Annotated in this window: 19 protein-coding genes; 7 read left to right on the plus strand and 12 right to left on the minus strand. The window is 73.2% G+C overall.

Annotated elements, in window-relative coordinates:
• Window positions 1-475: 475 nt before the first annotated feature.
• The 4 genes from ACZ5GP_RS04015 to ACZ5GP_RS04030 all read right to left on the minus strand — a co-directional run bounded on the left by ACZ5GP_RS04015 (window position 476) and on the right by ACZ5GP_RS04030 (window position 5,089).
• The gene (locus ACZ5GP_RS04015) at window positions 476-1,528 is read right to left on the minus strand and encodes a LacI family DNA-binding transcriptional regulator (protein ID WP_468749274.1); all 1,053 of its coding nucleotides are present in this window, start codon (window positions 1,526-1,528) and stop codon (window positions 476-478) included.
• A gap of 104 nt (window positions 1,529-1,632) precedes the next feature.
• Entirely contained in the window at window positions 1,633-3,267 is a 1,635-nt protein-coding gene (locus ACZ5GP_RS04020; RefSeq protein ID WP_468749275.1) for an extracellular solute-binding protein, read from the minus strand.
• Window positions 3,268-3,341: 74 nt separating this feature from the next.
• Window positions 3,342-4,238 (minus strand): carbohydrate ABC transporter permease, encoded by an 897-nt coding sequence (locus ACZ5GP_RS04025; RefSeq protein ID WP_468749276.1) that lies wholly within the window; start codon window positions 4,236-4,238, stop codon window positions 3,342-3,344.
• Window positions 4,235-5,089 (minus strand): ABC transporter permease, encoded by an 855-nt coding sequence (locus ACZ5GP_RS04030; protein WP_468749277.1) that lies wholly within the window; start codon window positions 5,087-5,089, stop codon window positions 4,235-4,237. The genes ACZ5GP_RS04025 and ACZ5GP_RS04030 overlap by 4 nt, the downstream gene beginning before the upstream one ends.
• 377 nt (window positions 5,090-5,466) lie before the next feature.
• Here ACZ5GP_RS04030 and ACZ5GP_RS04035 point away from each other — a divergent pair, with 377 nt between their 5' ends.
• Window positions 5,467-6,438, plus strand: a complete 972-nt coding sequence (locus ACZ5GP_RS04035; RefSeq protein WP_468749677.1) for a hydroxyacid dehydrogenase — start codon at window positions 5,467-5,469, stop codon at window positions 6,436-6,438.
• A 358-nt stretch (window positions 6,439-6,796) separates the two neighbouring features.
• On the opposite strand, the gene ACZ5GP_RS04040 is transcribed toward ACZ5GP_RS04035, so the two are convergent.
• Together ACZ5GP_RS04040 and ACZ5GP_RS04045 are read right to left on the minus strand one after the other, a co-directional pair.
• A complete protein-coding gene (locus ACZ5GP_RS04040) occupies window positions 6,797-7,465 on the minus strand; it encodes a DUF305 domain-containing protein (RefSeq protein ID WP_468749278.1) in 669 nt (222 codons plus the stop codon).
• Window positions 7,462-8,121 (minus strand): DUF3105 domain-containing protein, encoded by a 660-nt coding sequence (locus ACZ5GP_RS04045; protein ID WP_468749279.1) that lies wholly within the window; start codon window positions 8,119-8,121, stop codon window positions 7,462-7,464. Before ACZ5GP_RS04045 ends, ACZ5GP_RS04040 begins: the two co-directional genes overlap by 4 nt.
• A gap of 278 nt (window positions 8,122-8,399) precedes the next feature.
• On the opposite strand from ACZ5GP_RS04045, the gene ACZ5GP_RS04050 reads away from it, so the two are divergent.
• On the plus strand, window positions 8,400-8,900 hold the full coding sequence (locus tag ACZ5GP_RS04050) for an RrF2 family transcriptional regulator (RefSeq protein WP_468749280.1): 501 nt from the start codon (window positions 8,400-8,402) through the stop codon (window positions 8,898-8,900).
• On the opposite strand, the gene ACZ5GP_RS04055 is transcribed toward ACZ5GP_RS04050, so the two are convergent.
• Window positions 8,852-10,123, minus strand: a complete 1,272-nt coding sequence (locus ACZ5GP_RS04055) for a globin domain-containing protein (RefSeq protein WP_468749281.1) — start codon at window positions 10,121-10,123, stop codon at window positions 8,852-8,854. The genes ACZ5GP_RS04050 and ACZ5GP_RS04055 overlap by 49 nt on opposite strands.
• A 318-nt stretch (window positions 10,124-10,441) precedes the next feature.
• On the opposite strand from ACZ5GP_RS04055, the gene ACZ5GP_RS04060 reads away from it, so the two are divergent.
• The 3 genes from ACZ5GP_RS04060 (at window position 10,442) to ACZ5GP_RS04070 (ending at window position 13,119) form a co-directional block, all read left to right on the plus strand.
• Window positions 10,442-11,803: a glutamine synthetase family protein gene (locus ACZ5GP_RS04060; protein WP_030786766.1), complete on the plus strand. Its 1,362-nt coding sequence runs from the start codon at window positions 10,442-10,444 to the stop codon at window positions 11,801-11,803.
• A 337-nt stretch (window positions 11,804-12,140) separates the two neighbouring features.
• Window positions 12,141-12,356 carry a hypothetical protein gene (locus tag ACZ5GP_RS04065; protein ID WP_468749282.1) on the plus strand — a complete coding sequence of 72 codons (216 nt, stop codon included), beginning with the start codon at window positions 12,141-12,143 and terminating at the stop codon, window positions 12,354-12,356.
• Between the two features lie 13 nt (window positions 12,357-12,369).
• Entirely contained in the window at window positions 12,370-13,119 is a 750-nt protein-coding gene (locus tag ACZ5GP_RS04070; RefSeq protein ID WP_468749283.1) for a helix-turn-helix domain-containing protein, read from the plus strand.
• Between the two features lie 4 nt (window positions 13,120-13,123).
• Here ACZ5GP_RS04070 and ACZ5GP_RS04075 read toward each other — a convergent pair whose 3' ends face one another.
• A complete protein-coding gene (locus ACZ5GP_RS04075) occupies window positions 13,124-13,561 on the minus strand; it encodes a VOC family protein (protein ID WP_468749284.1) in 438 nt (145 codons plus the stop codon).
• Window positions 13,562-13,660: 99 nt separating this feature from the next.
• On the opposite strand from ACZ5GP_RS04075, the gene ACZ5GP_RS04080 reads away from it, so the two are divergent.
• Window positions 13,661-16,714, plus strand: coding sequence for a bifunctional [glutamine synthetase] adenylyltransferase/[glutamine synthetase]-adenylyl-L-tyrosine phosphorylase (locus tag ACZ5GP_RS04080; RefSeq protein ID WP_468749285.1), 3,054 nt, complete (start codon window positions 13,661-13,663; stop codon window positions 16,712-16,714).
• A 40-nt stretch (window positions 16,715-16,754) separates the two neighbouring features.
• Here the strand turns inward: ACZ5GP_RS04080 and ACZ5GP_RS04085 are convergent, their stop codons facing one another.
• Both ACZ5GP_RS04085 and ACZ5GP_RS04090 read right to left on the minus strand, forming a co-directional pair.
• The gene (locus tag ACZ5GP_RS04085; protein WP_468749286.1) at window positions 16,755-17,627 is read right to left on the minus strand and encodes a phosphatase PAP2 family protein; all 873 of its coding nucleotides are present in this window, start codon (window positions 17,625-17,627) and stop codon (window positions 16,755-16,757) included.
• A 228-nt stretch (window positions 17,628-17,855) separates the two neighbouring features.
• Window positions 17,856-19,508: a glycoside hydrolase family 13 protein gene (locus tag ACZ5GP_RS04090; protein ID WP_468749287.1), complete on the minus strand. Its 1,653-nt coding sequence runs from the start codon at window positions 19,506-19,508 to the stop codon at window positions 17,856-17,858.
• Between the two features lie 320 nt (window positions 19,509-19,828).
• Between ACZ5GP_RS04090 and ACZ5GP_RS04095 the strand changes: the two genes are divergently transcribed.
• The gene (locus tag ACZ5GP_RS04095) at window positions 19,829-21,469 is read left to right on the plus strand and encodes a SpoIIE family protein phosphatase (RefSeq protein ID WP_468749288.1); all 1,641 of its coding nucleotides are present in this window, start codon (window positions 19,829-19,831) and stop codon (window positions 21,467-21,469) included.
• Here the strand turns inward: ACZ5GP_RS04095 and ACZ5GP_RS04100 are convergent.
• Both ACZ5GP_RS04100 and ACZ5GP_RS04105 read right to left on the minus strand, forming a co-directional pair.
• Window positions 21,456-21,977: a GNAT family N-acetyltransferase gene (locus ACZ5GP_RS04100; protein ID WP_468749289.1), complete on the minus strand. Its 522-nt coding sequence runs from the start codon at window positions 21,975-21,977 to the stop codon at window positions 21,456-21,458. The genes ACZ5GP_RS04095 and ACZ5GP_RS04100 overlap by 14 nt on opposite strands.
• Window positions 21,974-22,690, minus strand: a complete 717-nt coding sequence (locus ACZ5GP_RS04105) for a TetR/AcrR family transcriptional regulator (RefSeq protein WP_358587326.1) — start codon at window positions 22,688-22,690, stop codon at window positions 21,974-21,976. The genes ACZ5GP_RS04100 and ACZ5GP_RS04105 overlap by 4 nt, the downstream gene beginning before the upstream one ends.
• Window positions 22,691-22,739 lie beyond the last annotated feature (49 nt).

A 22,739-nucleotide genomic window follows, 5' to 3' on the forward strand; every position in this document is an offset into this window, starting at 1 on the left:
CCACCCGCCCGTTGCTCGGCGTGGACCGGGTGCTGTAGGGGCGACGCTTCTGTTCCCCGCTTGCCGGGTGGCGGCCCTCCTGTCCCGCCGCTTCGCGGCGGATGTCTCCCACCCACCCGCCCGTTGCCCGGCGTAGGCCGGGAGCTGTAGGGGCGGTGCTTCTGTTTTACGTTTGCCGGGTGGTGGGTGTTCTGTGCCGCCGCTTCGCGGCGGGTGTTTCCCGGCCGCCCGCCCGTTGCTCGGCGTAGGCCGGGTGTGTAGGGCGACCTCCGGGGACGCGGTGGTCGGTGGGGGCCGTTCCGGCCTGTCCCCGCCCGCCTGCCCGTTACTCGGTGCCCGCCGGGCGGCACCCACCCGACCCCCACCGCTACCGGCCGCCCCTACGGCTCCCGCCCGACGCGGGGTAAACGGGTGGGTGGGTGGGAGACATCGCCGCGAAGCGGCGGCCTGGAGGGGGCCGTCCACCCACCGCCCCCTACCCGCCCCGAACCCCCTTGACGCTGTCGCGGACGACGATGTGCGTGCCCAGGAGATGACGTTCCTGGGCCGTGCGGGGGAGATCCCCGGCGAGGGCGCGGCGGACCGCCGTGCGGCCCATCTCCTCCGCGGGGATGTGGACCGTCGTCAGGCCGGGCGTGATGTCCGCGGCCACGGGGTCGTCGTTGTAGCCCACGACCGACATGTCCCGGGGGACGTCCAGCCCGTACTCCCGCAACGCGACGATCGCCGCCGCCGCGGCCCGGTCGTCCCCGGCGAAGACCGCCGTGAAGTCCGGTTTCCCGTCCGCCGCCGCCAGCAGCTCCCGCATCGCCCGGTAGCCGTGGTTGCGCCCGAACCCGACGCCGTGGAGCAGCGCTTCGTCACGCGGCACCCCGTGGTCGGCGAGCGCCCGGAGGTAGCCGGCGAGACGCGCCTCGCCGGTGGTGTTCCCCGGCTGGTAGCCGAGCAGCGCGATCCGCCGGTGTCCGGCGCCCAGGAGGTGGCTGGTCACGGCATGGGCGCCGGCCTCGTTGTCGTACTCGACGACGAGCGCGGGCACGTCGGACGCCGGCGCCGGCCGCCCGCACAGGACGAGCCGGGAGCCCGCCGCCGCGAGGACCTGCGCGTAGCGGGCCATCCGCTGCCGGTACTCGTCGTCCTGCGTGACCCCGCCCACCAGCACCACGGCCTCCGCGGCCTGCTCACGCATCATCTGGACCAGCGCCAGCTCGCGCGCGGGATCGCTGCCGGTGGAGGCGACGAGGGTGAGGCGGCCGTGCTGGGCGGCCTCCATCTCCACGCCCTGCGCGACCTGCGCGTAGAACGCGCCGACCACGTCCAGCATCAGCACCGCGATCGTCTTGCGCCCGGCGCCCGCCAACGCGCGCGCGTGCGCGTTGGCGACGTAGTCGAGATCCTTGACCGCCCGCAGCACCTTGGCGCGTGATGCCGTCGACGTCGGGTAGTTGCCCGCGAGGACCCGCGAGACGGTCGCCACCGACACCCCCGCCCGCGCGGCCACATCGCGGATGGTGACCCGATCCCCCACTGTCTCTCCCTTGCCTCACACCCGCCCCGCGTCCACCGACGCACCCGGCACACCCGGCGTCCACCGGCGCACCCGGGCCCATCATCCCGCGCCCGGAGCCCGGTTCAGTGTGCGGCCTCGTACTCCTCCAGGAACTCCTCGGCGGACCGCTCGCCGCCCTGGGCGCGCCACTTCTTGTAGATGCCGTCCCAGTCGGAGAGCTTCTTGCGGCCGGCGACGATCGCCGTGACGCCGTCGGTGATGATCTGGTCCATCGTGGCGGACTGCCGGTTGTACGTGTCCGACATCAGGCCCCAGTGGTCGTCGGGCGCCAGCAGCGGCACGACCTTCTTCTGCCAGGCGTGCAACCGCTCGGTGAGGTCCGGGAAGCCGGGGAGGTACAGCGGCTGCGGGGCGTCCATCAGGTAGGGGAAGGGCAGGTTGGTGCGCGAGTCGACGAGGCCGAGTTCGGTGGCGACCGGATCACCCGTCTCGTCGTACCTGAAGTGGGTGCCCTCGACGCCGTAGTGCGTCAGCTCGTACTCCTTCGAACCGAACGGCGAGGCCAGCCAGTTCAGGACGCGCAGCATCAGCCGGACGCGGTCCTTGGCGGCCTTCTTGACGACGGTGTAGCCGAAGCAGCCCCGGCTCTGCTGGTAGACGGGGGTGACGCCGTCGACCGCGTAGGGCTCGGCGACGTCGAGGGTGAACCGGTCCTTGATGCCTTGGGCGTTGGACATCACGGCACCCCAGCCGTCGGTCATCGAGCGGACGGTGCCGTTGTGGAACTGCGTCTTCAGGTCCACCTGGGAGACCGAGGTGGCGTCGGAGTTGTACGAGCCGTCCCGGCGCAGCCGTGCCATGTACTCCAGGGCGGCCTTGAACGCGTCGGTCCCGTACATGTCGACGGCCTTGCCGTCCTTGACGCGCCACTGGTTGGGCGCCCCGTGCCACATCGCGTGGTAGAGGTAGCCGAAGAAGCCGACGGTGGACGCGCCGAGGGCCGACTTCCCACCCCGCGACGCCTCTTGGGCCATGGCCCGGAAGTCGGGGGCGGGCATGCCGGGCCGGTACCCGGCCCGGTCGAAGGCCTCGCGGTCGATGAACATCGCGCCCTGCACCTTGGCGCGTTCGACGGGCAGGCCGTAGATGCGCCCGGCGATGCGGCCCATGCCCTCCCAGGCGTACGGGGGAATGGCGGCGAGGTTCGGGTAATCCTCGACCGCGTCGCCCGACAGGTGCTCGCTCAGGTCGGCGCACCGCGACCGCACGAACTGCGACTCGCGCGGCAGGACGTACCCGCCACCGAAGTTGATCATGTCGGGCAGATCGTCGCCCGACATCAGTGTCGCCATCTTGGCGCGGAAGTCCGCGTCGGGCACGACGGTGAACTCGACCTCCACGCCCAGCGCCTCGTTCACCGCCCGCCAGTACGCGTTCCGGCCGGCCGGCCTCGGCGGGGTGCCGTAGGTGATGGTCATGACCTTGATCTTCTGCTTGCCGGTGCCCGGCTTCTCCGCGACCGCCCGGACCAGTTTCCCGGGGTACTTCGTGTATCCGGCCTGCACGCCGGCGGTGGTCGGCGCCAGGTCGGGGGCGGGGCCCCGGGCGGACGTGAAGGTGGGCCAGGGGACCGCCTTCTTGCCGGTGTTGGAGACGCCGGCGCCGGTGGAGCCGGTCGAGCAGGCGGTGAGGGCGGACGGGGCGGCCAGGGCGGCGCCGCCGACGGCCATGGAGCGGAGCAGGGTGCGCCGCGACATCGAGGAACCGGACACGGGGATGAGCCCTTCTGTACGGCGGGCGGGGAAAGATCCGGGAGGGGGCGGGGGACTGGTCAGCTCTTGATGGCGCCGGTGAGCACGCCTTTGGTGAAGTACCGCTGGAGGAAGGGGTAGACGAGCAGGATCGGCACGGTGGCGATCACCAGGACGGCCATCCGCGTCGTCTGCGGGGCGGAGACCTGGCCGGCCTCGCTCAGCCCCGTGTCGGCGATCTGCGAGCCCCCGATGACGTACGTACGCAGCACCTGGGAGAGCGGCCAGTGGTCCGACTCCAGGTAGATCGAGGCATGGAACCAGGCGTTCCAGTAGCTCACCGCGTAGAAGAGGGACACCACGGCGAGGGCCGCCTTCGACAGCGGGAGCACCACCCGCCACAGGATGTGCCAGTCGCCCGCGCCGTCCAGCCGGGCCGCCTCGTACAACTCCTCCGGTATCCCCTGGAAGAAGCCGCGCAGCACGATCAGATTGAAGACGTTGATCAGTACGGGCGCGATGAGCGCCGCGTAGGTGTCCCTCATCCCCAAGCCGTTGACCAGCAGGAACGCCGGAATCATGCCGGGCGGGAAGAGGAAGGTGAACAGGATCAGCAGGAGCACGGGCCGGGCGCCGTAGACCCCGGGGCGGGCCAGGGCGTACGCGAGGAAGGTGGTGCAGGCCAGTGAGAGCAGGGTGCCGACGGCGGTGAGGGTGACGCTCACGCCGAGCGCCTTGGTGACGATGCCGCCGCTGAGGACGGCCCGGTAGGCGCGCAGGGTCGGATCGCTCGGCCAGAGGACCCAGCCGCCGTTGTCCACGACCTCCTGGTGGGAGGCCAGCGAGGTGGAGACGATGACGAGGAAGGGGATCAGGACGAGGCCGAGCACGATCGCGAGCGCCACCGCCTTGGCGGCCTTCGTCGCGAACCTCGGCTTCTCCGTCCAGGCGGGCCTGGTGACCTGGGCGGTACTCACTTGTAGACCCCCTGCTCGCCCAGCCGGTGGGCGATCCGGTTGGCGGTGAAGACGAGCGCCGCGCCCACGACGCCCTTGAAGAGACCGGCGGCCGCCGCGTATCCCGTGTCGCCGCCGACGATGCCCTGCCAGAAGACGAAGGTGTCCAGGACCTCGCCGACCTCCGGGCCGACCGCCTGCCGTTGCAGCAGCATCTGTTCGAAGCCGACGGAGAGGATGTCGCCGAGTCGCATGATGAGCAGCAGGACGATGATCGGCCGGATGCCGGGCAGCGTGATGTGCCAGAAGCGTCGCCAGGGTCCGGCCCCGTCGATCGCCGACGCCTCGTACAGCTGCTCGTCGACCTGCATCAGCGCGGCGAGGAAGATGATCGTCCCCCAGCCGGCGTCCTTCCAGACCACCTCGATCACGACGAGCGGTCGGTACGCGTCCGGGTTGCCGATGATGTCGACGGTGTGCAGCCCGGCGTCACCGAGCGTGGTGTTCAAAAGGCCTGTGTCACCGAGGACTTGCTGGAAGAGGGCGACCACGACGACCCACGACAGGAAGTGCGGCAGGTAGATCACGGACTGCGTGAAGCGGCGCAGCAGGTCCGAGGTCAGGCTGTGCAGGAGCAGGGCGAGGGCGAGCGGCGCGGGGAAAAAGAAGACGAGCTGGAGCACGGCGATGAACAGGGTGTTCCACGTGGCGCGCCAGAAGTCCGGGTCGCCGAACATCCGCTCGAAGTTCGCGCCGCCGACCCAGGGGCTGGCCCACAGGCCGTCGAAGGGGACGTACTCCTTGAAGGCCACCGCGTTGGCGATGAAGGCGCCGTAGTGGAAGACCAGGAAGTACGCCACTCCCGGCACCATGAGCAGCACCAGGAAACGGGTGCGCTGAAACCGCTTACGCGGTGTGTCCTGGCCGAATTTCGCGCCTCTTGCCCCATTATCATGCCTGTCGGGCGGCGTCACCGCCTCGGATTCCGCCCGGCCCTTCGTCACCGTCGGCACGGCAACCCCTCCGTCGTCGGAATAAGGTGCCCGGAATCTAAAGCGGTTACTGTCCACGGTCAACCCCCTTTGCCATGCGGTCCCTTGACCGGATTCACTGATGGGTCCTAGCCTCCGAGCACTGCTTGGTAACCGGTTACTACGAGGGACGGTCGCGCGTGACGGAGCAGGCGGAGCAGGTGGAGGGGGCAGAGGAGGGGGAGCGGGCCGATGGCCGGCCGGTCGCGGCGCTGGCGATGGGCGCCGAGGTCGCGGACCGGGTCTTCGCGCCGGATCTGCGGCAACGGCTCGCGGCGCGCGCTCGGTTGGAGCCCGAGGTGCTGTCCGGAGCGCTCACCGGCGAGGCGGCGCGGGCGGTCCTCGCCCGGGTGGAGATCCTGGTCACCGGCTGGGAGTGCCCGCCGCTGACCCCCGAGGTCCTGGCGCACGCGCCCCGCCTGCGGGCGGTCGTCCACGCGGCGGGTTCGGTCAAGCCCCTGGTGACGGACGCGGTGTGGGAGCGGGGCATCGTCGTCTCCTCGGCGGCGGACGCCAACGCGGGCCCCGTGGCGGCGTTCACGCTGGCGGCCATCACGTTCGCGGCGAAAGGGGCGCTGCGGACCGCCGCCGGGTACGCGGCCGGGCGGCCGTCGTTCGCCGAGCGCACCGGCGCGGACGCGCGCACCATCGGCGTCATCGGGGCGTCCCGCATCGGGCGCCGGGTGATCGCGGCGCTACGGGCCTCCGACGCGGGGTACCGCATCCTGCTCACGGACCCGTACGTGACGCCCGCCGGGGCGCGGGCGCTCGGCGTCGAGCCGGTGGCGCTTCCCGAACTGTGCGCGCGCAGCAGCATCATCACGGTCCACGCGCCACAACTGCCTGCGACACAGGGCATGTTGAGCGGGGCCATGCTCGGGCTGATCCCGGACGGCGGCGTCGTCATCAACACGGCGCGGGGGGCGCTCATCGACACGGAGGCGCTGGCGCGTGAGTGCGGCTCGGGGCGCCTCGACGCGTTCCTCGACGTCACGGACCCCGAGCCGCTCCCGCCGGGGCACGCGCTCCTCTCCCTGCCCAACGTGCTCGTCACCCCGCACATCGCGGGGGCGCAGGGGAGCGAGGTGCGGCGGCTCGGCGCATACGCGGTCGCCGAGGTCGAACGCCACCTCACCGGCGAGCCCCTCCACGGCCGCCTCGATCCCCGGGACCTGCCGCGCCTGGCGTGAGCGTCGAAGGCCCCGGGGGCCGGGCCCTCGATGTCCGGCCTCGGGCTTCAGGGGGCCCGGCGGCCAGGCCCGGGGCGCGGGCGGTGGTCGACCGGTCCCCGCTGCGGGGGACTTCGCGTCTTGGCGTTCAGGGCTCTCGACGGTCCTGTGCCCGGGTGAGGGGAGCGGTCGGACGGGTCCGGGCTGCGGGGACCTCGCGTCTTGGCGCTCCTGGTGCTCAGCGGCCCTGCGCGCAGGCGTCAACAGCGGTCAGCCAGCCCCGCCCTGGGGTGCCCCCGCCCCGGCGCCCGGACGACCCCCGGCGCCCGGACGACCCCCGGCGCCCGGACGACCCCCGCGTCCTGGGCGGCCGGCTTTCTCAGCGGGCGGGCGGCTCCGCGCCCCGCGCCCTCAGCATGTCAGCCAGGAGCGTGATCTCCGACGTCTGCGACTCCACCATCCCCCGGGCGAGGCGCCGCTCGGCAGGCACCTCGCACCGCTTCACACAGCCCTTCGCCATGTGCACCCCGCCCCGGTGGTGCCGCGTCATCAGCCGCAGATACCGGACCTCCGCCTCCTTGCCCCGCAGCTTCTCCAGCCGGGACAGTTCCGTGTTCGTCGCCATCCCCGGCATCAGCGCCCCGTCCTCACCGGGCGGCGCGTCACCCATACCCATCCACTCCATCGGCGCCCGGTCCGGCACCTTCGGCAGTTCCCACAGGTCCAGCCAACCGAGCAGCATGCCGCGCTGGTTGGCCTGCGTCTGGGCGATGTCGTAGGCGAGGCGGCGCACCTCCTCGTCGTCGGTGCGGTCCCGCACGATGTACGACATCTCGACGGCCTGCTGGTGGTGGACGGCCATGTCCCGCGCGAACCCCGCGTCGGCCGACGCGCTGTCCGGCGCGCTGTCCGGCGCGCCGGCGGCGTCGGACGCGCCGGGGCCGGACGTGGTGGCGACGGCCGCCGTGAGGCCGCCCGCGAGGACGGCGGCCGCCGCGAGCGAACCGATGATCCAGTGGGTGCGGCGGCGCCCGGCGGGGGCCCTCACCGATCCAGCCCGCGGGTGCACGCGGCGCCCGGCTCGGGGGTCTGCCTGCCCTGCACGTACCGGGAGAAGAACTCCTTGACCTTCGGGTCGTCCGCGCCGCTCACCGTCCGCTGGTGCGCCCACGCGGTCAGCATGACGGGGTCCTTCTGGTCCTCGACGGGGCTCATCAGCGAGTACGGCGTCGCCTTGACCTTGGCCGCGAGCTTCTTCACGTCGGCCGGGTCCGCCTTGTCGTTGTACGTGACCCACACGGCGCCGTGCTCCAGGGAGTGCACGGCGTTGACCTCCGGCAGCTCCTTGTCGTAGACGTCGCCGTTGCAGTTCATCCAGGCCGCGTCGTGGTCGCCGCCCACCGGCGGGGTCATGGGGTAGTCGACCTGCTTGGTGACGTGCTTGCGTCCGAGCTTGCCCCAGACCTTCTCGCCGTCCTCGGTGACCTTGTACGCGGGCCAGGGCTTCGAGTCCGCCTTGTCGGCCGAGCCGTCCGACGTGTGGGAGAAGAGGAGGAAGCCGCCCACACCGAGCGCCGCGACGGCGACCGCGCCGTCGACGACGGCCAGGACCCGGTTCCGCCGCTCCCGGGCACGGTCGGCCTGGCGCATCTCCGCTATCCGGTCCTTGCGGGAGGGGGTGCTCGTGTTCTTGGCGGAACCCATGGTGTGTCCTTCTGCGCGGGGGAGGGACAGGACGACGAACGAGTCCGCTGATCGTAAGGCGAGGAAGCCCCGGCTCACAGGGCTTGTTCCCGCCTGTCCGACCCGCGGGCTTCCCTGTCGACCCCGCGGGCCACCCCGACCCGGGCGAGCGGGCCGCCCGCCCGGACGTGCGGGCCGCCCCACCGGGCACGCGGGCTCCCGCGGGCCCACAGGCCCCGCGCCGCCGCCGAGGCGGCCGGGATTTGGAGCGGGCACCCGCCTTGCCTACGCTCGACGGCATGCGGCTCATGCGATCCACCGACCTGGCGCTGCGCACGCTCATGCGCCTCGCCGTGGCGGGGACGGCGGCCCCCACGACGCGCGAGGTGGCCGCCGACGTGGCGGTGCCCTACACCCACGCCACGAAGGTCGTCGCCGAGCTGCAGAAGATGGGCCTGCTGGAGGCCCGCAGGGGCCGGGGCGGTGGGCTCTCGCTGACGGAGGCGGGCCGCTCGGCGTCGGTCGGCGCGCTGGTGCGGTCCTTCGAGGGCGCGGGGGACGTGGTGGACTGCGAGGGGACCACGCCGTGCCCGCTGAGCCCCGCCTGCCGGCTGCGCGGCGCCCTGCGCGACGCGCAGGAGGCCTTCTACTCCGCGCTGGACCCGCTGACCGTGGCGGACATGGTCCAGGCCCCCACCGGCCCGCTGCTGCTGGGCATCACGGCCCGCCCCGACGCCCCCGTGAGCGGCGCTCACCCCCGCGCGGAGGCCAGCCACAGGTCGGGCCCGAACACCTCGTAGCGGATGTCGGCGGCGGCGAGCCCGCTGCCGAGGAGCTGGGCGCGTACCGCCCGCATGAACGGCAGCGGACCGCACAGGTACGCGCGCGTGCCCTGCGGCAGCGCCGGGAGCACCGCCAGGTCGGCGCGGCCCGAGAGGCTCGCCGGGTGCCCGGCGTCCGGCCGCTCGTAGAAGAAGTACGCGGCGCAGTCCGGGAGTTCGCCGGTGAGCGCGGTCTGGGCGGCCCGCAGGGCGTGTTCGGCGGGGGAGCGGTCGGCGTGCACGATGGTGACCGGGCCCCGGTGGCCCACATGGGCCAGCCGGCCGAGGAGGGCGACCATCGGGGTGACGCCGATGCCGGCCGAGGCGAGCAGCAGGGGACGGTCGGGGTCGGTCTCGTCGAGCACGAGGTCTCCGTGGGCGGGGGACAGCCGCAGGACGGAGCCCTTGCGTACGCACGCGTGCAGATGGTTCGAGACCTCCCCGTCGGGCATGCGGGCCTCCCCGTCGGGCACCCCGGCCTCCTCGCCGGACATCCCGCCCGCCCCGCGCACCCCGCCCCGCACCCGCTTCACGCTGATCCGCCGCACCGGCGAGCCGGGCGTCGTCCCCCACACGCTGTACTGCCGTATCTGCCGCGCCCCGTCGGGCAGTTCGACCTGGACGGAGACGTACTGCCCCGCCTTGTGGTCCGGCACGGGCGCCCCGTCGAGAGGGCGCAGGCAGAACGTGGCGACGTCCGCCGTCTCCTCGACGCGGTCGACGACCTCCCACGCGCGCCAGGTGTCGCCCGCCGTGACGTTCCGCTCGGCGTACAGCCGGTCCTCGATGGCGGTGAGGGCGCCGGCCATCAGCCAGTAGACCTCGTCCCAGGCGGCGGCGACCTCGGGGGTGACGGCGTCGCCGAGCACCTCGCCGATGGCCGCGAGGAGATGCCGGCACACCGTCTCGTACTGGTCGCGGGCCACGCCCAGCGAGGCGTGCTTGTGCGCGATGCGGCCGAGCATCACCTCGGGACGCCGGTCGGGGTGGTCCACGAGGTGGGCGGCGAACGCGACGACGGAGCCGGCCAGGGCCTGCCGCTGGGTCCCGGCGGCCTGGTTGCCCCGGTTGAAGAGGTCCCGGAGGAGTTCCGGGTGGGCGGTGAAGAGCCGGTCGTAGAACCGCTCGGCGATGTCGCCGATGGCCGCCCGGACGACGGGAAGGGTGGCGCGGACGGTCGCGGCGGACTGCTCGGTCAGCAACGGAACTCCTCAAGGGCAGGGAGATCACGGGGGGTTGCGCCCTCGTTGTCTGTTTCGGAGCCTAGAAAACTTGCATATGAGATGCAAATTAAAGTGCCGGGTGCGGAGACGCGGGCGGGACCTCGCGGCGGCCCGCCGTTACGAAGGAGCCGATCAGCAGGCACTATGGGCACAGAGCGGCACGCGACACGGCCCGGACCCCGACGGCTCGGGGTGCGCAACGCGTTGGAAACCCGGCAGTGGGATGCTCGTGTGCCCGAGGTGTCCCGTGGTGCGGGAGCAGGCGGCCTGACCAGCAACGATGGGTGGAAGCGGAAGATGGACAAGCAGCAGGAATTCGTGCTCCGTACGTTGGAGGAGCGCGACATCCGGTTCGTACGCCTGTGGTTCACGGATGTCCTCGGCTTCCTGAAGTCGGTGGCCGTGGCCCCCGCCGAGCTGGAGCAGGCCTTCGACGAGGGCATCGGCTTCGACGGCTCGGCCATCGAGGGATTCGCCCGGGTGTACGAGTCGGACATGATCGCCAAGCCGGACCCGTCGACGTTCCAGGTGCTGCCCTGGCGCGCCGAGGCCCCCGGCACCGCCCGCATGTTCTGCGACATCCTGATGCCGGACGGCTCCCCGTCCTTCGCGGACCCGCGCTACGTCCTCAAGCGGGCCCTCGCCAAGACCTCCGACCTCGGCTTCACCTTCTACACCCACCCCGAGATCGAGTTCTTCCTGCTGAAGGACAAGCCGCTGGACGGCTCGCGGCCCACGCCCGCCGACAACAGCGGCTACTTCGACCACACCCCGCAGAACGTGGGCATGGACTTCCGCCGCCAGGCGATCACGATGCTCGAATCCATGGGCATCTCGGTCGAGTTCAGCCACCACGAGGGCGCGCCGGGCCAGCAGGAGATCGACCTCAGGTACGCGGACGCCCTCTCCACGGCCGACAACATCATGACGTTCCGTCTGGTCATGAAGCAGGTCGCGCTCGAACAGGGCGTCCAGGCCACCTTCATGCCGAAGCCCTTCTCCGAGCACCCCGGCTCCGGCATGCACACCCACCTCTCCCTCTTCGAGGGCGACCGCAACGCCTTCTACGAGTCGGGCGCCGAGTACCAGCTCTCCAAGGTCGGCCGCTCCTTCATCGCGGGCCTGCTGCGGCACGCGGCGGAGATCTCGGCGGTCACCAACCAGTGGGTGAACTCCTACAAGCGCATCTGGGGCGGCTCCGAGCGCACGGCCGGCGCGGGCGGCGAGGCACCCTCGTACATCTGCTGGGGCCACAACAACCGCTCGGCCCTGATCCGCGTGCCGATGTACAAGCCGGGCAAGACCGGCTCGGCCCGCGTCGAGGTCCGCTCCATCGACTCGGGCGCCAACCCCTACCTGACGTACGCGGTGCTCCTCGCCGCCGGACTCAAGGGCATCGAGGAGGGCTACGAACTCCCGCCGGGCGCCGACGACGACGTGTGGGCGCTCTCCGACGCCGAGCGCCGCGCCATGGGCATCGAGCCGCTGCCGCAGAACCTCGGCGAGGCGATCGCGCTCATGGAGAAGTCGGAACTGGTCGCCGAGACGCTCGGCGAGCACGTCTACGACTTCTTCCTGCGGAACAAGAAGCAGGAGTGGGAGGAGTACCGCTCCGAGGTCACCGCCTTCGAGCTGCGGAAGAACCTGCCGGTCCTCTGATCCCGCCGATACCGCGCGCACGGGCCCGGGTGTTCCCGAGCGGGGTACCAGATTTTCTGGTCAGGATGGGCGCGGCTGCATCAACCGGCCTCCCCACCCGGTACAAACGTTCGGGACGCCCCGTCCGCGCAGGTGGGACACCGCCCGCGCGGGACGGCGATCGCGACCGGCCCCCACCGCGCTCGCGCGGGTGGGGCGGGGGCGCATCAACCTCGTGAAGGCCCCGGGATCCGGTGCCACCATGGGCCGACCGGGCGCTGTTCGGCGCCCGGTCGGCACGGCATCCGTGCCCGAGCCGGGCACGGTGCCCGGGCACTTCGAGACCCAGAGGTCCCTCATGCACTCACATCTGCGTCCCGCCTGCGTCGCGTCCAAGCCCTGCCGCCAGCTGGACGGCCGGCAGACCGTCCTCGTCATCGTGGTCCTGGTGGCGGGGATCGCGCTGGCGCTCACCGGCATGCCCGTCGTCGTCATCGCCGAGGTCCTGGCGACCTGCGGGCTGATCGGCACCCAGGTGGCCCGCCGCGCCCCCGCCGCGCCCGAAGGACTGTGACCGGGGATCGGCCGTGGCACGCCCGGAGCAGCCGATCCGCGCCCCCGACCCGGAGCTGCGCGGTCTCGCGGAGTGGCTGCGCACCCAGCGCCGGACGGCGGGCCTGACCCACCGGCAGCTGGCGGACGAGTCCCGGCACGCCTTCTCCGCCACCACCTTCTCCCGCGCCGCGAGCGGGAACCGCGTTCCCCGGCTGCCGGTGGTGGAGGCCTACGCCCGGGCCTGCGGGGCGCCGGTCGGTGAAGCGCGGCGACTGTGGCGCGCCGCCCGCTACGCCGCACACCGGCGACGCAATCCCCGGGCCGAAGTGCCCGCCCCGGACCGGGTGCACGACCGGGCCGAACTGAACCACGCCCTGCGCGCGCTCTACCACCGGGCGGGGGCGATGCCCCTCGGCGAGATGGAACGCCGGGCCGGCCGGCACGGGGAGCTGCCGCACAGCACCGTGCTGCGGATGCTGGCGGGCAGCTCCACGCTGGCGGTCGACCAGCTCATGGCCTTCCTGGAGGTCTGCGGCGTGACGGACGGCGCCGAGCGGATCCGCTGGCGCGACGCCTGGCGGCGGGCCCGGCGCCATCAGGAGCGGGCGCGGATGGGGAGCCGCCTGGCCCGCGCGCACGAGGCGCTGGCGCACGGCCGCCGAAGCGGCCAGGGCGAGCAGGGGCCCGTGGCCGGACCCGGCCCCGCGATCCGCTGGCCGGCCCCTTTCCCGCCCGTAGGGCTCGCCATGTCGCGAGACCAACGGGAGGAGCCGGTGCCGTGAACCCCTACGGGGCGCTGACGATCGCGTCCCGCAGCGGCGTCGACGCCCGCACCCGGTACTCCTGGATCGCCCAGCCGTTGCCGTCCGGGTCCTTGAAGTACATGAACGTGCCACCGTCCTGCGGCGCGTGCTCGACCGGCTCGGTGACGTCCAGGCCGCGCGCGGTCAGCTCGGCGTGGGCGGCCTTCGCGTCGGCGACGCACAGCTGCAGCCCCTGGTAGGAGCCCGCGGCCGGCGCCGGCCCGCCCATCGTCTCCCAGAGGCGGGGGGCGGCCAGGGCGACGGAACAGCCCGAGCCGGGCGGGGTCAGCTGGACGATGCGCATGCCCGGCAGGACCTCCGTGTCGATGTCGACGTGGAAGCCGAGCCTGTCGCGGTAGAACTCCTTGGATCTGTCGATGTCGCTCACCGGCAGCGGGATCACTTCAAGCGTGTATTCCATGCGCGGCAGTACATCAGCCGCGCAGGGGCCGCGGGGGCGGAACGCGGCGGACAGGCCGTAGGCTCTGGCCCAGAAGTGATCGAACGGAGGCGCGAGACCATGACGCTGCCGCAGGAAGGGGACAGCGCCAGGCGCCCGCTGCAAGGGGGCTGGCGCGGGACCGGAGGGCGCAGGAGCAGCACGTTCACCCGGCTGCTGCGGCACGGCTTCACCGACCCGTCGGCGGCGGAGCGGCTCCTGGACGCCCCGGAGCTGAGCGCCGTCCGCTCCGACCCGCTGCTCCTGGACGCCCTCGGCGCCACCGCCGACCCGGACCTGGCGCTGCTCGGCCTGGTGCGGCTCGTGGAGGCGCAGGAGGACGCGACCGGCCGGCGCGAACTGCTGGACACCCTGGTCACCGCCAAGCCGTTGCGCGACCGGCTGCTCGGCGTGCTCGGCGCCTCCGAGGCCCTCGCCGACCACCTCGCCCGGCACCCCCGCGACTGGCGGGCCCTCGCCACCTACGAGTCGGCCGACCTGCACCCCGGCGTGACGGACTTCGAACGCGGCCTCGCCGAGGCCACCGACCCGGTGTCGCTGCGCGTCGCCTACCGCCGCTGCCTGCTGGCCATCGCCGCCCGGGACGTGTGCGGCACCACCGACGTCGCCCAGGCGGCGGCCGAACTGGCCGACCTCGCCACGGCGACCCTGCGCGCGGCCCTCGCCATGGCCTGCGCGGCCGCGCCCGACGACGCCGCCCGGTGCCGCCTCGCGGTCGTCGCGATGGGCAAGTGCGGCGGCCACGAACTGAACTACGTCTCCGACGTCGACGTCATCTTCGTCGCCGAACCCACTGACGGCGGGGCGGGCGCCGACGAGGGCGAGGCACTGCGGGCCGCCACCCGGCTCGCCTCGCACATGATGCGCATCTGCTCCGAGACGAACATCGAGGGCACCATCTGGCCCGTCGACGCCAACCTCCGCCCCGAGGGCAGGAACGGCCCGCTGGTGCGCACCCTCTCCAGCCACCTCGCCTACTACCAGCGGTGGGCCAAGACCTGGGAGTTCCAGGCGCTGCTCAAGGCCCGCCCGGTCGCGGGCGACCACGCCCTCGGCGAGGAGTACGTCGCCACGCTCACCCCGCTCGTCTGGCGCGCCGCGGAACGCGAGAACTTCGTGCCCGACGTGCAGAAGATGCGCCGCAGGGTCGTCGAGAACATCCCCGCGGGGGAGATCGACCGGGAGCTGAAGCTCGGTCCCGGCGGCCTGCGGGACGTCGAGTTCGCCGTCCAGATGCTCCAGTTGGTGCACGGGCGCAGCGACGCCTCGATCCGCAGCGGGTCGACGCTCGTCGCCCTGCACGCGCTCGGCGCGGGCGGCTACGTGGGCCGGGTGGACGCCGCCCAGCTCGACGACGCGTACCGCTTCCTGCGCTCCCTGGAACACCGCATCCAGCTGTACAAACTGCGCCGCACCCATCTGGTGCCCAAGGACGACGCGGACCTGCGGCGCATCGGCCGCTCCCTGGGGATGCGCACGGAGCCGATCACCGAGCTGAGCCGCGCCTGGAAGCGGCACACCTCCGTCGTACGCCGGCTGCACGAGAAGCTCTTCTACCGCCCGCTGCTCGACGCCGTCGCCCAACTCGCCCCCGTCGAGGCCCGCCTGAGCACCGAGGCGGCCCGCGAGCGGCTCGTCGCACTCGGCTACGCGGACCCGAGCGGCGCCCTGCGCCACCTGGAGGCACTCGCCTCCGGGGTGTCCCGCAAGGCGGCCATCCAGCGCACGCTGCTGCCCGTCCTGCTCGGCTGGTTCGCCGACTCCGCCGACCCGGACGCGGGCCTGCTGAACTTCCGCCAGGTCTCCGACGCGCTCGGCAAGACCCCGTGGTACCTGCGGCTGCTGCGCGACGAGGGGGCCGCCGCGGAGAACCTCGCCCGGGTCCTTTCCGCGGGCCGTCTCGCGCCCGACCTGCTGCTGCGCGCCCCCGAGGCGGTCGCGCTGCTCGGCGACGAGCGGGGCCTGGTACCGCGCGGCCGCGCCCACCTGGAGCAGGAGATCCTGGCCGCGGTGCGCCGCGCGGACGGCGCGGAACAGGGCGTGACGGCGGCCCGTGGGGTGCGCCGCCGCGAGCTCTTCCGCACGGCCGCGGGCGACATCATCGGCTCGTACGGCACGGAGGACAGCCCCGCCGAGGCCGATCCGGGCGCGCTCGTGGACCGGGTGGGCGACGCGATCTCCGACCTGACGGCCGCCACCATCGCGGGTACCCTCCGCGCGGTCGTCCGCGACGGCTGGGGCGACACGCTGCCGACCCGCTTCGCGGTCATCGGCATGGGCCGCTTCGGCGGCCACGAACTGGGCTACGGCTCCGACGCGGACGTCCTCTTCGTCCACGAGCCCCGGGACGGCGCCGACGAGCAGGAGGCCGCGCAGGCGGCCGCCAAGGTCGTCGCCGAGATGCGCAGGCTGCTGCAGCTGCCCTCCGCGGACCCGCCGCTGGCCATAGACGCCGATCTGCGCCCGGAGGGCAGGAGCGGCCCGCTGGTGCGCACCCTGAAGTCGTACGAGGCGTACTACCGCCGCTGGTCCCTCGGCTGGGAGTCCCAGGCGCTGCTGCGGGCCGAGCCGGTGGCCGGGGACGAGGAGCTGGGCCGCGCCTTCATCGAGCTGGCCGACCCCCTGCGCTATCCGGAGCGGGGGCTCAGCGAGGAGGCGGTGCGGGAGATCCGCCGGCTGAAGGCCCGCATGGAGGCGGAGCGGATGCCGCGCGGCGCCGACCCGACCCTGCACGCCAAGCTGGGGCGCGGCGGCCTCTCCGACGTCGAATGGACCGTGCAGCTCCTCCAGCTGGAGCACGGCGGCAGGGTACCGGGTCTGCGCACGACCCGCACCCGCGCGGCACTGGCGGCGGCCCGCGAGGCGGAGCTGATCCCGGCCGACGAGGCGGCGGTCCTCGACGAGGCGTGGGTCCTCGCGACGCGCGTGCGCAACGCGGTGATGCTGGTGCGCGGCCGCGCGGGCGACACGTTCCCCGCCGGAGGACGGGAGCTGGCCGCCGTCGGGCGCTACCTGGGGTACGACGCCGGGCACGTCGGGGACATGCTGGACGACTACCGGCGGATCACGCGCCGGGCACGGGCGGTCGTGGACGAACGGTTCTACGGGGGCTAGCGGGGTTCAGGGCCGCGCGGGGGACCGCTTCGAGCGGCCCCTACAGCCTGACCGGCAGGGGCGGTGTCTCGGCGTCCCGTACCGCCACCTCGCGCGGCAGCCGGTGGGGCGGCCGCCCGTACCAGAGGCGGGCCACCAGGAGGCCGAAGGCCAGGCACATCATGCCGCCGACCGCGTCCAGCCAGAAGTGGTTGGCGGTCGCCACGATCACCATCAGCGTCGTCACGGGGTAGAGCAGGCCGAGCACCTTGGCCCACGGCGCCGAGGCCAGGGCGAAGATCGTCAGCCCGCACCACAGGGACCAGCCGATGTGCATGGACGGCATCGCCGCGTACTGGTTCGACATGGTCTTCAGGTCGCCCGAGGCCATCGAGCCCCAGGTGTGGTGCACCAGGACCGTGTCGATGAAGGTGGTGCCGTTCATCAGGCGCGGGGGCGCCAGTGGATACAGGTAGTAGCCGACGAGGGCCACCGCCGTCGTGGCGAACAGGACCAGGCGCGTGGCCGCGTACCGCCCCGGATGGCTGCGGAAGAGCCAGACGAGGACACCGAGCGTCACCACGAAGTGCAGCGTCGCGTAGTAGTAGTTCATGCCGACGATGAGCCATGTCACCGAGTCGACGGCGTGGTTGACGCTTCTCTCGACGGCGATCCCCAGATCGCCCTCGACGCGCCAGATCCAGTCGGCGTTGCGCAGGGCCTGCGCCTTCTGCTCCGGGACGGCGTTGCGGATCAGCGAGTACGTCCAGTAACTCACCGCGATCAGCACGATCTCGAACCACAGCCGGGGGCGGCGGGGAGCACGCAGACGACGCAGCAGGGCCTGCCCGTCGCGGCGCTCATCGTCACCCGCGATGGGTGGATCAGCGGGCGCCTGCCGGCCCTCAAGTGTCGTCACGATCGTCTCACCCATAGGCCTGAGTCTGCCAGATGCCCGCCCCCCGACCGATCATCCCCCGGTCGGGTTCGGACCGCATTCGCTACGCCACAGGTACCAGTCCGCGATCCGGGCATTCCCTAGGGGCGCCCGGGCACCGAGGCGGTTGAACCGCGAACCACCAGGTCCGGCGGGGGTTCGACCCGCTCCGTCTCGTCGGGGGCGCGGCCGCGCGCCGACGCCGATGCGACGGCCCGGTAGGCCTCAGGCCGCCCACCAGGCCGTCGCGTCGGCGGGCAGGACGCTCTCCCCGCACCCCGGCGCGACCTGCGCGCTCGCCAGCAGCAGCGTGCCCGGCGTGGGCAGGGCGACGGGCCGGGAGGTGAGGTTCACCGTGCAGACGAACGCCGCCCCGGCGCGCGTGCGGCGGAAGGCGAGCACACCCGCCGGGGACTGAAGCCACTCGATGCCCCGGCCCGCGCCGAGCGCCGGGTGCTCGCGGCGCACGGCGAGCGCGGCGCGGTAGAACTCCAGCGTCGACGCCGGATCACCGGTCTGCGCCGCCACCGACAGGTCCTTCCAGGACCCCGGCTGCGGCAGCCAGCTCGGGCCGCCCTCGACGGGGCCGAACCCGAACGGCGCGCGCTCCCCGCACCAGGGCAGCGGCACCCGGCAGCCGTCGCGCGTGCCCTCCTGCCCGGTGGAGCGGAAGAACGCCGGGTCCTGGCGCACCTCGTCGGGCAGCTCGGTGACCTCGGGCAGACCCAGCTCCTCGCCCTGGTAGAGGTACGCGGAGCCGGGCAGCGCCAGCATCAGCAGCGTGGCCGCCCGCGCCCGGCGCAGCCCGCGGGCCGCGTCGCCGTCGGCGAAGCGCGTGGCGTGGCGTACGACGTCGTGGTTGGAGAGCACCCAGGTGGCGGGGGCGTCCACGGCGTTCATCGCGGCCAGTGAGCGGTCGATGACGGCGCGCAGGGCGGCGGCGTCCCAGCCGGTGGTCAGATACTCGAAGTTGAAGGCCTGGTGCAGCTCGTCGGGGCGCAGGTACCGCGCGCTGCGCTCGACGGTGGGCGTCCACGCCTCGGCGACGGCGATGCGCTCCGTGCCCTCCTCGCGCGTGTACTCCGCGAGGATCCTGCGCCAGTCGCGGTAGATCTCGTGCACGCCGTCCTGGTCGAAGTACGGCACGGCCTGCCCGCCGAGCAGCTTGACCTGCTCCTCGTGGCCGATGTCGGGCAGGCCCGCCGCCTTGACCAGGCCGTGCGCCACGTCGATGCGGAAGCCGTCGATGCCGAGGTCCAGCCAGAAGCGCAGCACGGAGCGGAACTCGTCCCTGACGGCCGGGTGGTCCCAGTTGAAGTCGGGCTGCTGGGGCGCGAAGAGGTGCAGGTACCAGGAGCCGTCCTCGACACGGGTCCAGGCGGGGCCGCCGAAGACGGACTCCCAGTCGTTGGGCGGCAGTTCGCCGTCAACGCCCTTGCCGGGGCGGAAGTGGAAGCGGTCGCGCAGCGGCGACGCGGGGCCCTCGCGCAGCGCCTGCCGGAACCACTCGTGCTGATCCGAGCAGTGGTTGGGCACGATGTCGACGATGACGCGCAGCCCCAGCGCATGCGCTTCGCGCACGAGGTCGCCGGCGTCGCCGAGCGTGCCGAACACCGGGTCGACGGCGCGGTAGTCGGCCACGTCGTAGCCGGCGTCGGCCTGCGGCGAGACGTAGAAGGGGGAGAGCCAGACGGCGTCCACGCCCAGATCGCGCAGGTACGGCAGCCGGGCCGTGATGCCGGGCAGATCCCCCATGCCGTCGCCGTTGCCGTCGGCGAAGCTGCGCGGGTAGACCTGGTAGATGACCGCGTCGCGCCACCACTCCCGGCACGGCATGGAGTCGGTGAGGGCGGGCGCGGTGGTGACGTGCTGGGTCATGAGGCCCCTTAGGAGTGCGGACACTCCGGTGAACGCCCCGCGGAAGGCGAAGGTCACGACTCCGCCCGCCGGAGGGGCCCTTCCGCCGTCGCCGCCCGCAAGGACGCCGGGACGAGGGCAACCACCCCACCCGGGGACAGTTCACGCGAAGGGCGCAGATCATATCGGTAAGGGCACCCTCCATGAGAGCGCTTCCGGGGATCTTCACCGTTCCCGGTGGGGCCGTCGCGGTCTTCTCCCGCAGCGCGTACCGGAGCGCTAACTTGGTCGGGCAGGCCCGAGGGGGGCCTGCCCCGCCGCCCTGCCCCAAAGGGGCCAGCTTGAGTGTCAACGGCAAGGCAGACACCACGATCCTGGTGGTCGACGACGTCGCCGCCAGTCGATACGCGCTGGGCGCTGTCCTGCGCCGGGACGGCCACCGCGTCGTCCTCGCCGCGACCGCGGGCGAGGCCCTCGCCGAACTGGAGGCGCGGCACCGCGCCGGCGAGCTGCCCGACGTGGCCCTCATCGACGTCGGCCTGCCCGACATGAGCGGCTTCGAGCTGTGCCGCCGCCTCAAGGAGTCCCCGCACACCGCCGCCCTGCCCGTCGTGCACTTCTCGGCCGCCCGCGTCTCGCCCCTCGACCGGTGCCACGGTCTCGACGCGGGCGGCGAGGCCTATCTGACCGTGCCCGCCGAGCCGGAGGAGATCCAGGCCGTCGTCCGCGCCGTGGCCCGCGGCGCCCGCCACCGTAGCGACGCCGAGGCCGAGGCCGGGCACCTGACGCGGCTCGCCGAGACCATCCTCGACGTGCAGTCCGCCCGCTGCCCGCGCGAACTGGCCGACGCCGCGGCAGCGGGCACCGACCGCCTCACCCGCAGCCCCGCCGCCGCGTTCATCCTCGGCCACGACGGCGCGATGCACCGGGGCCTGTCCCGGCGCAGGGCCGCCGCCTCACTGCCCGACGACGGCGCCCACGACGCGGTCGCCCGCCTCATCCTGCGCATCATGTCCGGCCACGTCGGCGTGCGCAGCACCATCGCGCCCTCCCCGCTGTGGCCGCCCGGCTTCTTCCAGGCGGAGGCCCCCGGCGCCGCCGGATGCCCCGACGGGGCCCGGCTCGCCCTGGCCCGCAGCCGGGAGGGCAGCGCCCCCGTGTGCCTGGCCACCCCCGCGTACGCGCAAGGGCCGCTCCCCGACACCGGGCGCCTGGTGGGCCGGCTCGCCCACGCCACCGCGCTCGCCGCCGAGCGGCTGCTCATGTACGAGATGGAGCGGCACATCGCGCTGACCCTCCAGCGCAGCTTCCTGCCCGCGCTCGTGCCCCAGGTCCCCGGCGCGGAAATCGTCGTGCGCTACGAACCCGCCTCCAGCGACACGGAGATCGGCGGTGACTTCTACGCCGCGCTGCCCACCCCGCAGGGCGTCCTCACCGCCATCGGCGACGTCGTCGGGCACTCCCTGGACGCCGCCACCGTGATGGTCGAGATCCGGCACGCCCTGCGCGCCTACTGCGTCGACGAATCCGACCCGAGGACACTCGCCCACCGCCTCGACAGAATGCTCCAGCGCTACCACCCCGAGGTCACGGCCACGCTCTGCCTCGCCCTCGTCGACCCCGCGACCGGACGCACCCGCGTCTCCAACGCCGGGCACATCCCGCCGCTCGTCGTCGGCGAGGACGGCAGCGCCGCCTACCTCGATGCGTGCGGCCCGCTGCTCGGCCTCGGCCTGGAGCGGCCCGCGCCCACCGAGACACTGCTGCGCCCCAGCGACCGGCTCCTCATGGTCACCGACGGCCTCATCGAGACCCGCGGCATCGACCTCGCGGTCTCCATGGAGCACCTGCGGGCCGCCGCCGCCGACGCGCCGCACGGGGTCGCGGCCCTGTGCGACACCCTGCTCGCCTGCTTCGGCCACGACAGGGACGACGACATCGCGCTCCTGGTCCTCGGCCTGACCGGCCCTAACGCCCGGTGAGTCGTTTCTCCAGCAACGTCACGCCGTACGTGCTGCCGTCGGCGGCGACCTTGTCCGGCAACTCGCCGACGACCGTGTACCCGGCGTCCTCGTAGTACGCGCGCAGCCGGGGACTGGCCGTCACGCAGTCCAGCCGGCACAGCGCGCGCCCGGCCGCGGCGATCCGCCGCTCGGCCCGCGCGAGCATCGCCCGCCCGGTCCCGGGCCGCGCCCCGCGCCGCACCATGAGCCGGTGCACATAGCCGGCGTCCGGCGCCCGCACACCCCATGCGGCCTCGTCCCGCCACCACACCTCGAACGCCCCGACGACCTCCTCGCCGTCGTGGGCGAGCCACACCTCATCGACGCCCGAGGTGATCAGTCGGCGGAAGTGCCGCTCGTCCTTGTCGCCCGGCTGCCACTGCTCGATGCCGCGCTCCCGCATCCAGCGGGCCGCGCCGTCGTAGAGGCCCGCGAGGGTGGCCGTGTCACTCTCCCGTGCCGCGCGCACGCTCAGCGGGACGCTCACGGCGCCAGCGCGACCAGGCGGCCGATCAGCTCGGCGAACGGGCCGTCGGCCGGCTCCTCGGCGAGGATCTCGCGCAGCAACGCCGCCATCTCCTCGTCGTGCGCGGCGCTCACGGCGGTCAGCGCCACGAAGTCGTGCACCAGTTGCCGCTCCAGCTCCGCGCGCGGGATGCGCCGGCCGTCCAGCCAGAGCAGCGCCGTGGACTCGGCCAGCGAGATCCAGGAGCGCACGACCAGTTCGAGCCGGGCGGACGGCGCGGTGACCTTCAGGTGCGCGAGGATCTGGTCGTACGCCGCCTGCCGCACGGAGTCGATCAGGGCGTTCGTCGTCGACGCCGTGCCCACCGCGCAGCCACCGCCCGCCGAGACCGCCGGGCCGCCCCGCATCAGCGCGGAGAAGCCGGGCCCGTGCTCGTCCACGAAGGACAGGAAGCGGCCCATCACCCGCAGCAGCCGGGCCCCGAGCGGGCCCTCGGGCGGTTCCACGAACCGCTCGGCCAGGTCCTCGGCCGCCCGCCGCAACGCCGCCTCGTACAGGCTGAGTTTGCCGGGGAAGTAGTGGTAGACGAGCGGGCGCGAGATGCCCGCGGCCGCCGCTATCTCGTCGATGGAGACGTCGTCGGGCGAGCGGTGGCTGAACAGGTCGAGCGCGACGCCGATCAGTTGCTGCCGCCGCTCCTCGACACCCATCCTGCGGCGTACCCCGGTTGTCATACGAACACCTTACCGAGCGGATCCGGCCTTTCGGGGGCTGGATCCGCCC

The sequence above is a fragment of the Streptomyces sp. NPDC031466 genome (genome assembly GCF_055581265.1).

Bases quoted from the DNA above. Each gene is read 5' to 3' on its own strand.
- ACZ5GP_RS04020 (WP_468749275.1), bottom strand. From the start codon at position 3,267: ATGTCGCGGCGCACCCTGCTCCGCTCCATGGCCGTCGGCGGCGCCGCC.
- ACZ5GP_RS04030 (WP_468749277.1), bottom strand. From the start codon at position 5,089: ATGGTGCCGGGAGTGGCGTACTTCCTGGTCTTCCACTACGGCGCCTTC.
- ACZ5GP_RS04035 (WP_468749677.1), top strand. From the start codon at position 5,467: ATGGGCGCCGAGGTCGCGGACCGGGTCTTCGCGCCGGATCTGCGGCAA.
- ACZ5GP_RS04045 (WP_468749279.1), bottom strand. From the start codon at position 8,121: ATGGGTTCCGCCAAGAACACGAGCACCCCCTCCCGCAAGGACCGGATA.
- ACZ5GP_RS04050 (WP_468749280.1), top strand. From the start codon at position 8,400: ATGCGGCTCATGCGATCCACCGACCTGGCGCTGCGCACGCTCATGCGC.
- ACZ5GP_RS04060 (WP_030786766.1), top strand. From the start codon at position 10,442: ATGGACAAGCAGCAGGAATTCGTGCTCCGTACGTTGGAGGAGCGCGAC.
- ACZ5GP_RS04065 (WP_468749282.1), top strand. From the start codon at position 12,141: ATGCACTCACATCTGCGTCCCGCCTGCGTCGCGTCCAAGCCCTGCCGC.
- ACZ5GP_RS04075 (WP_468749284.1), bottom strand. From the start codon at position 13,561: ATGGAATACACGCTTGAAGTGATCCCGCTGCCGGTGAGCGACATCGAC.
- ACZ5GP_RS04080 (WP_468749285.1), top strand. From the start codon at position 13,661: ATGACGCTGCCGCAGGAAGGGGACAGCGCCAGGCGCCCGCTGCAAGGG.
- ACZ5GP_RS04085 (WP_468749286.1), bottom strand. From the start codon at position 17,627: ATGGGTGAGACGATCGTGACGACACTTGAGGGCCGGCAGGCGCCCGCT.
- ACZ5GP_RS04090 (WP_468749287.1), bottom strand. From the start codon at position 19,508: ATGACCCAGCACGTCACCACCGCGCCCGCCCTCACCGACTCCATGCCG.
- ACZ5GP_RS04105 (WP_358587326.1), bottom strand. From the start codon at position 22,690: ATGACAACCGGGGTACGCCGCAGGATGGGTGTCGAGGAGCGGCGGCAG.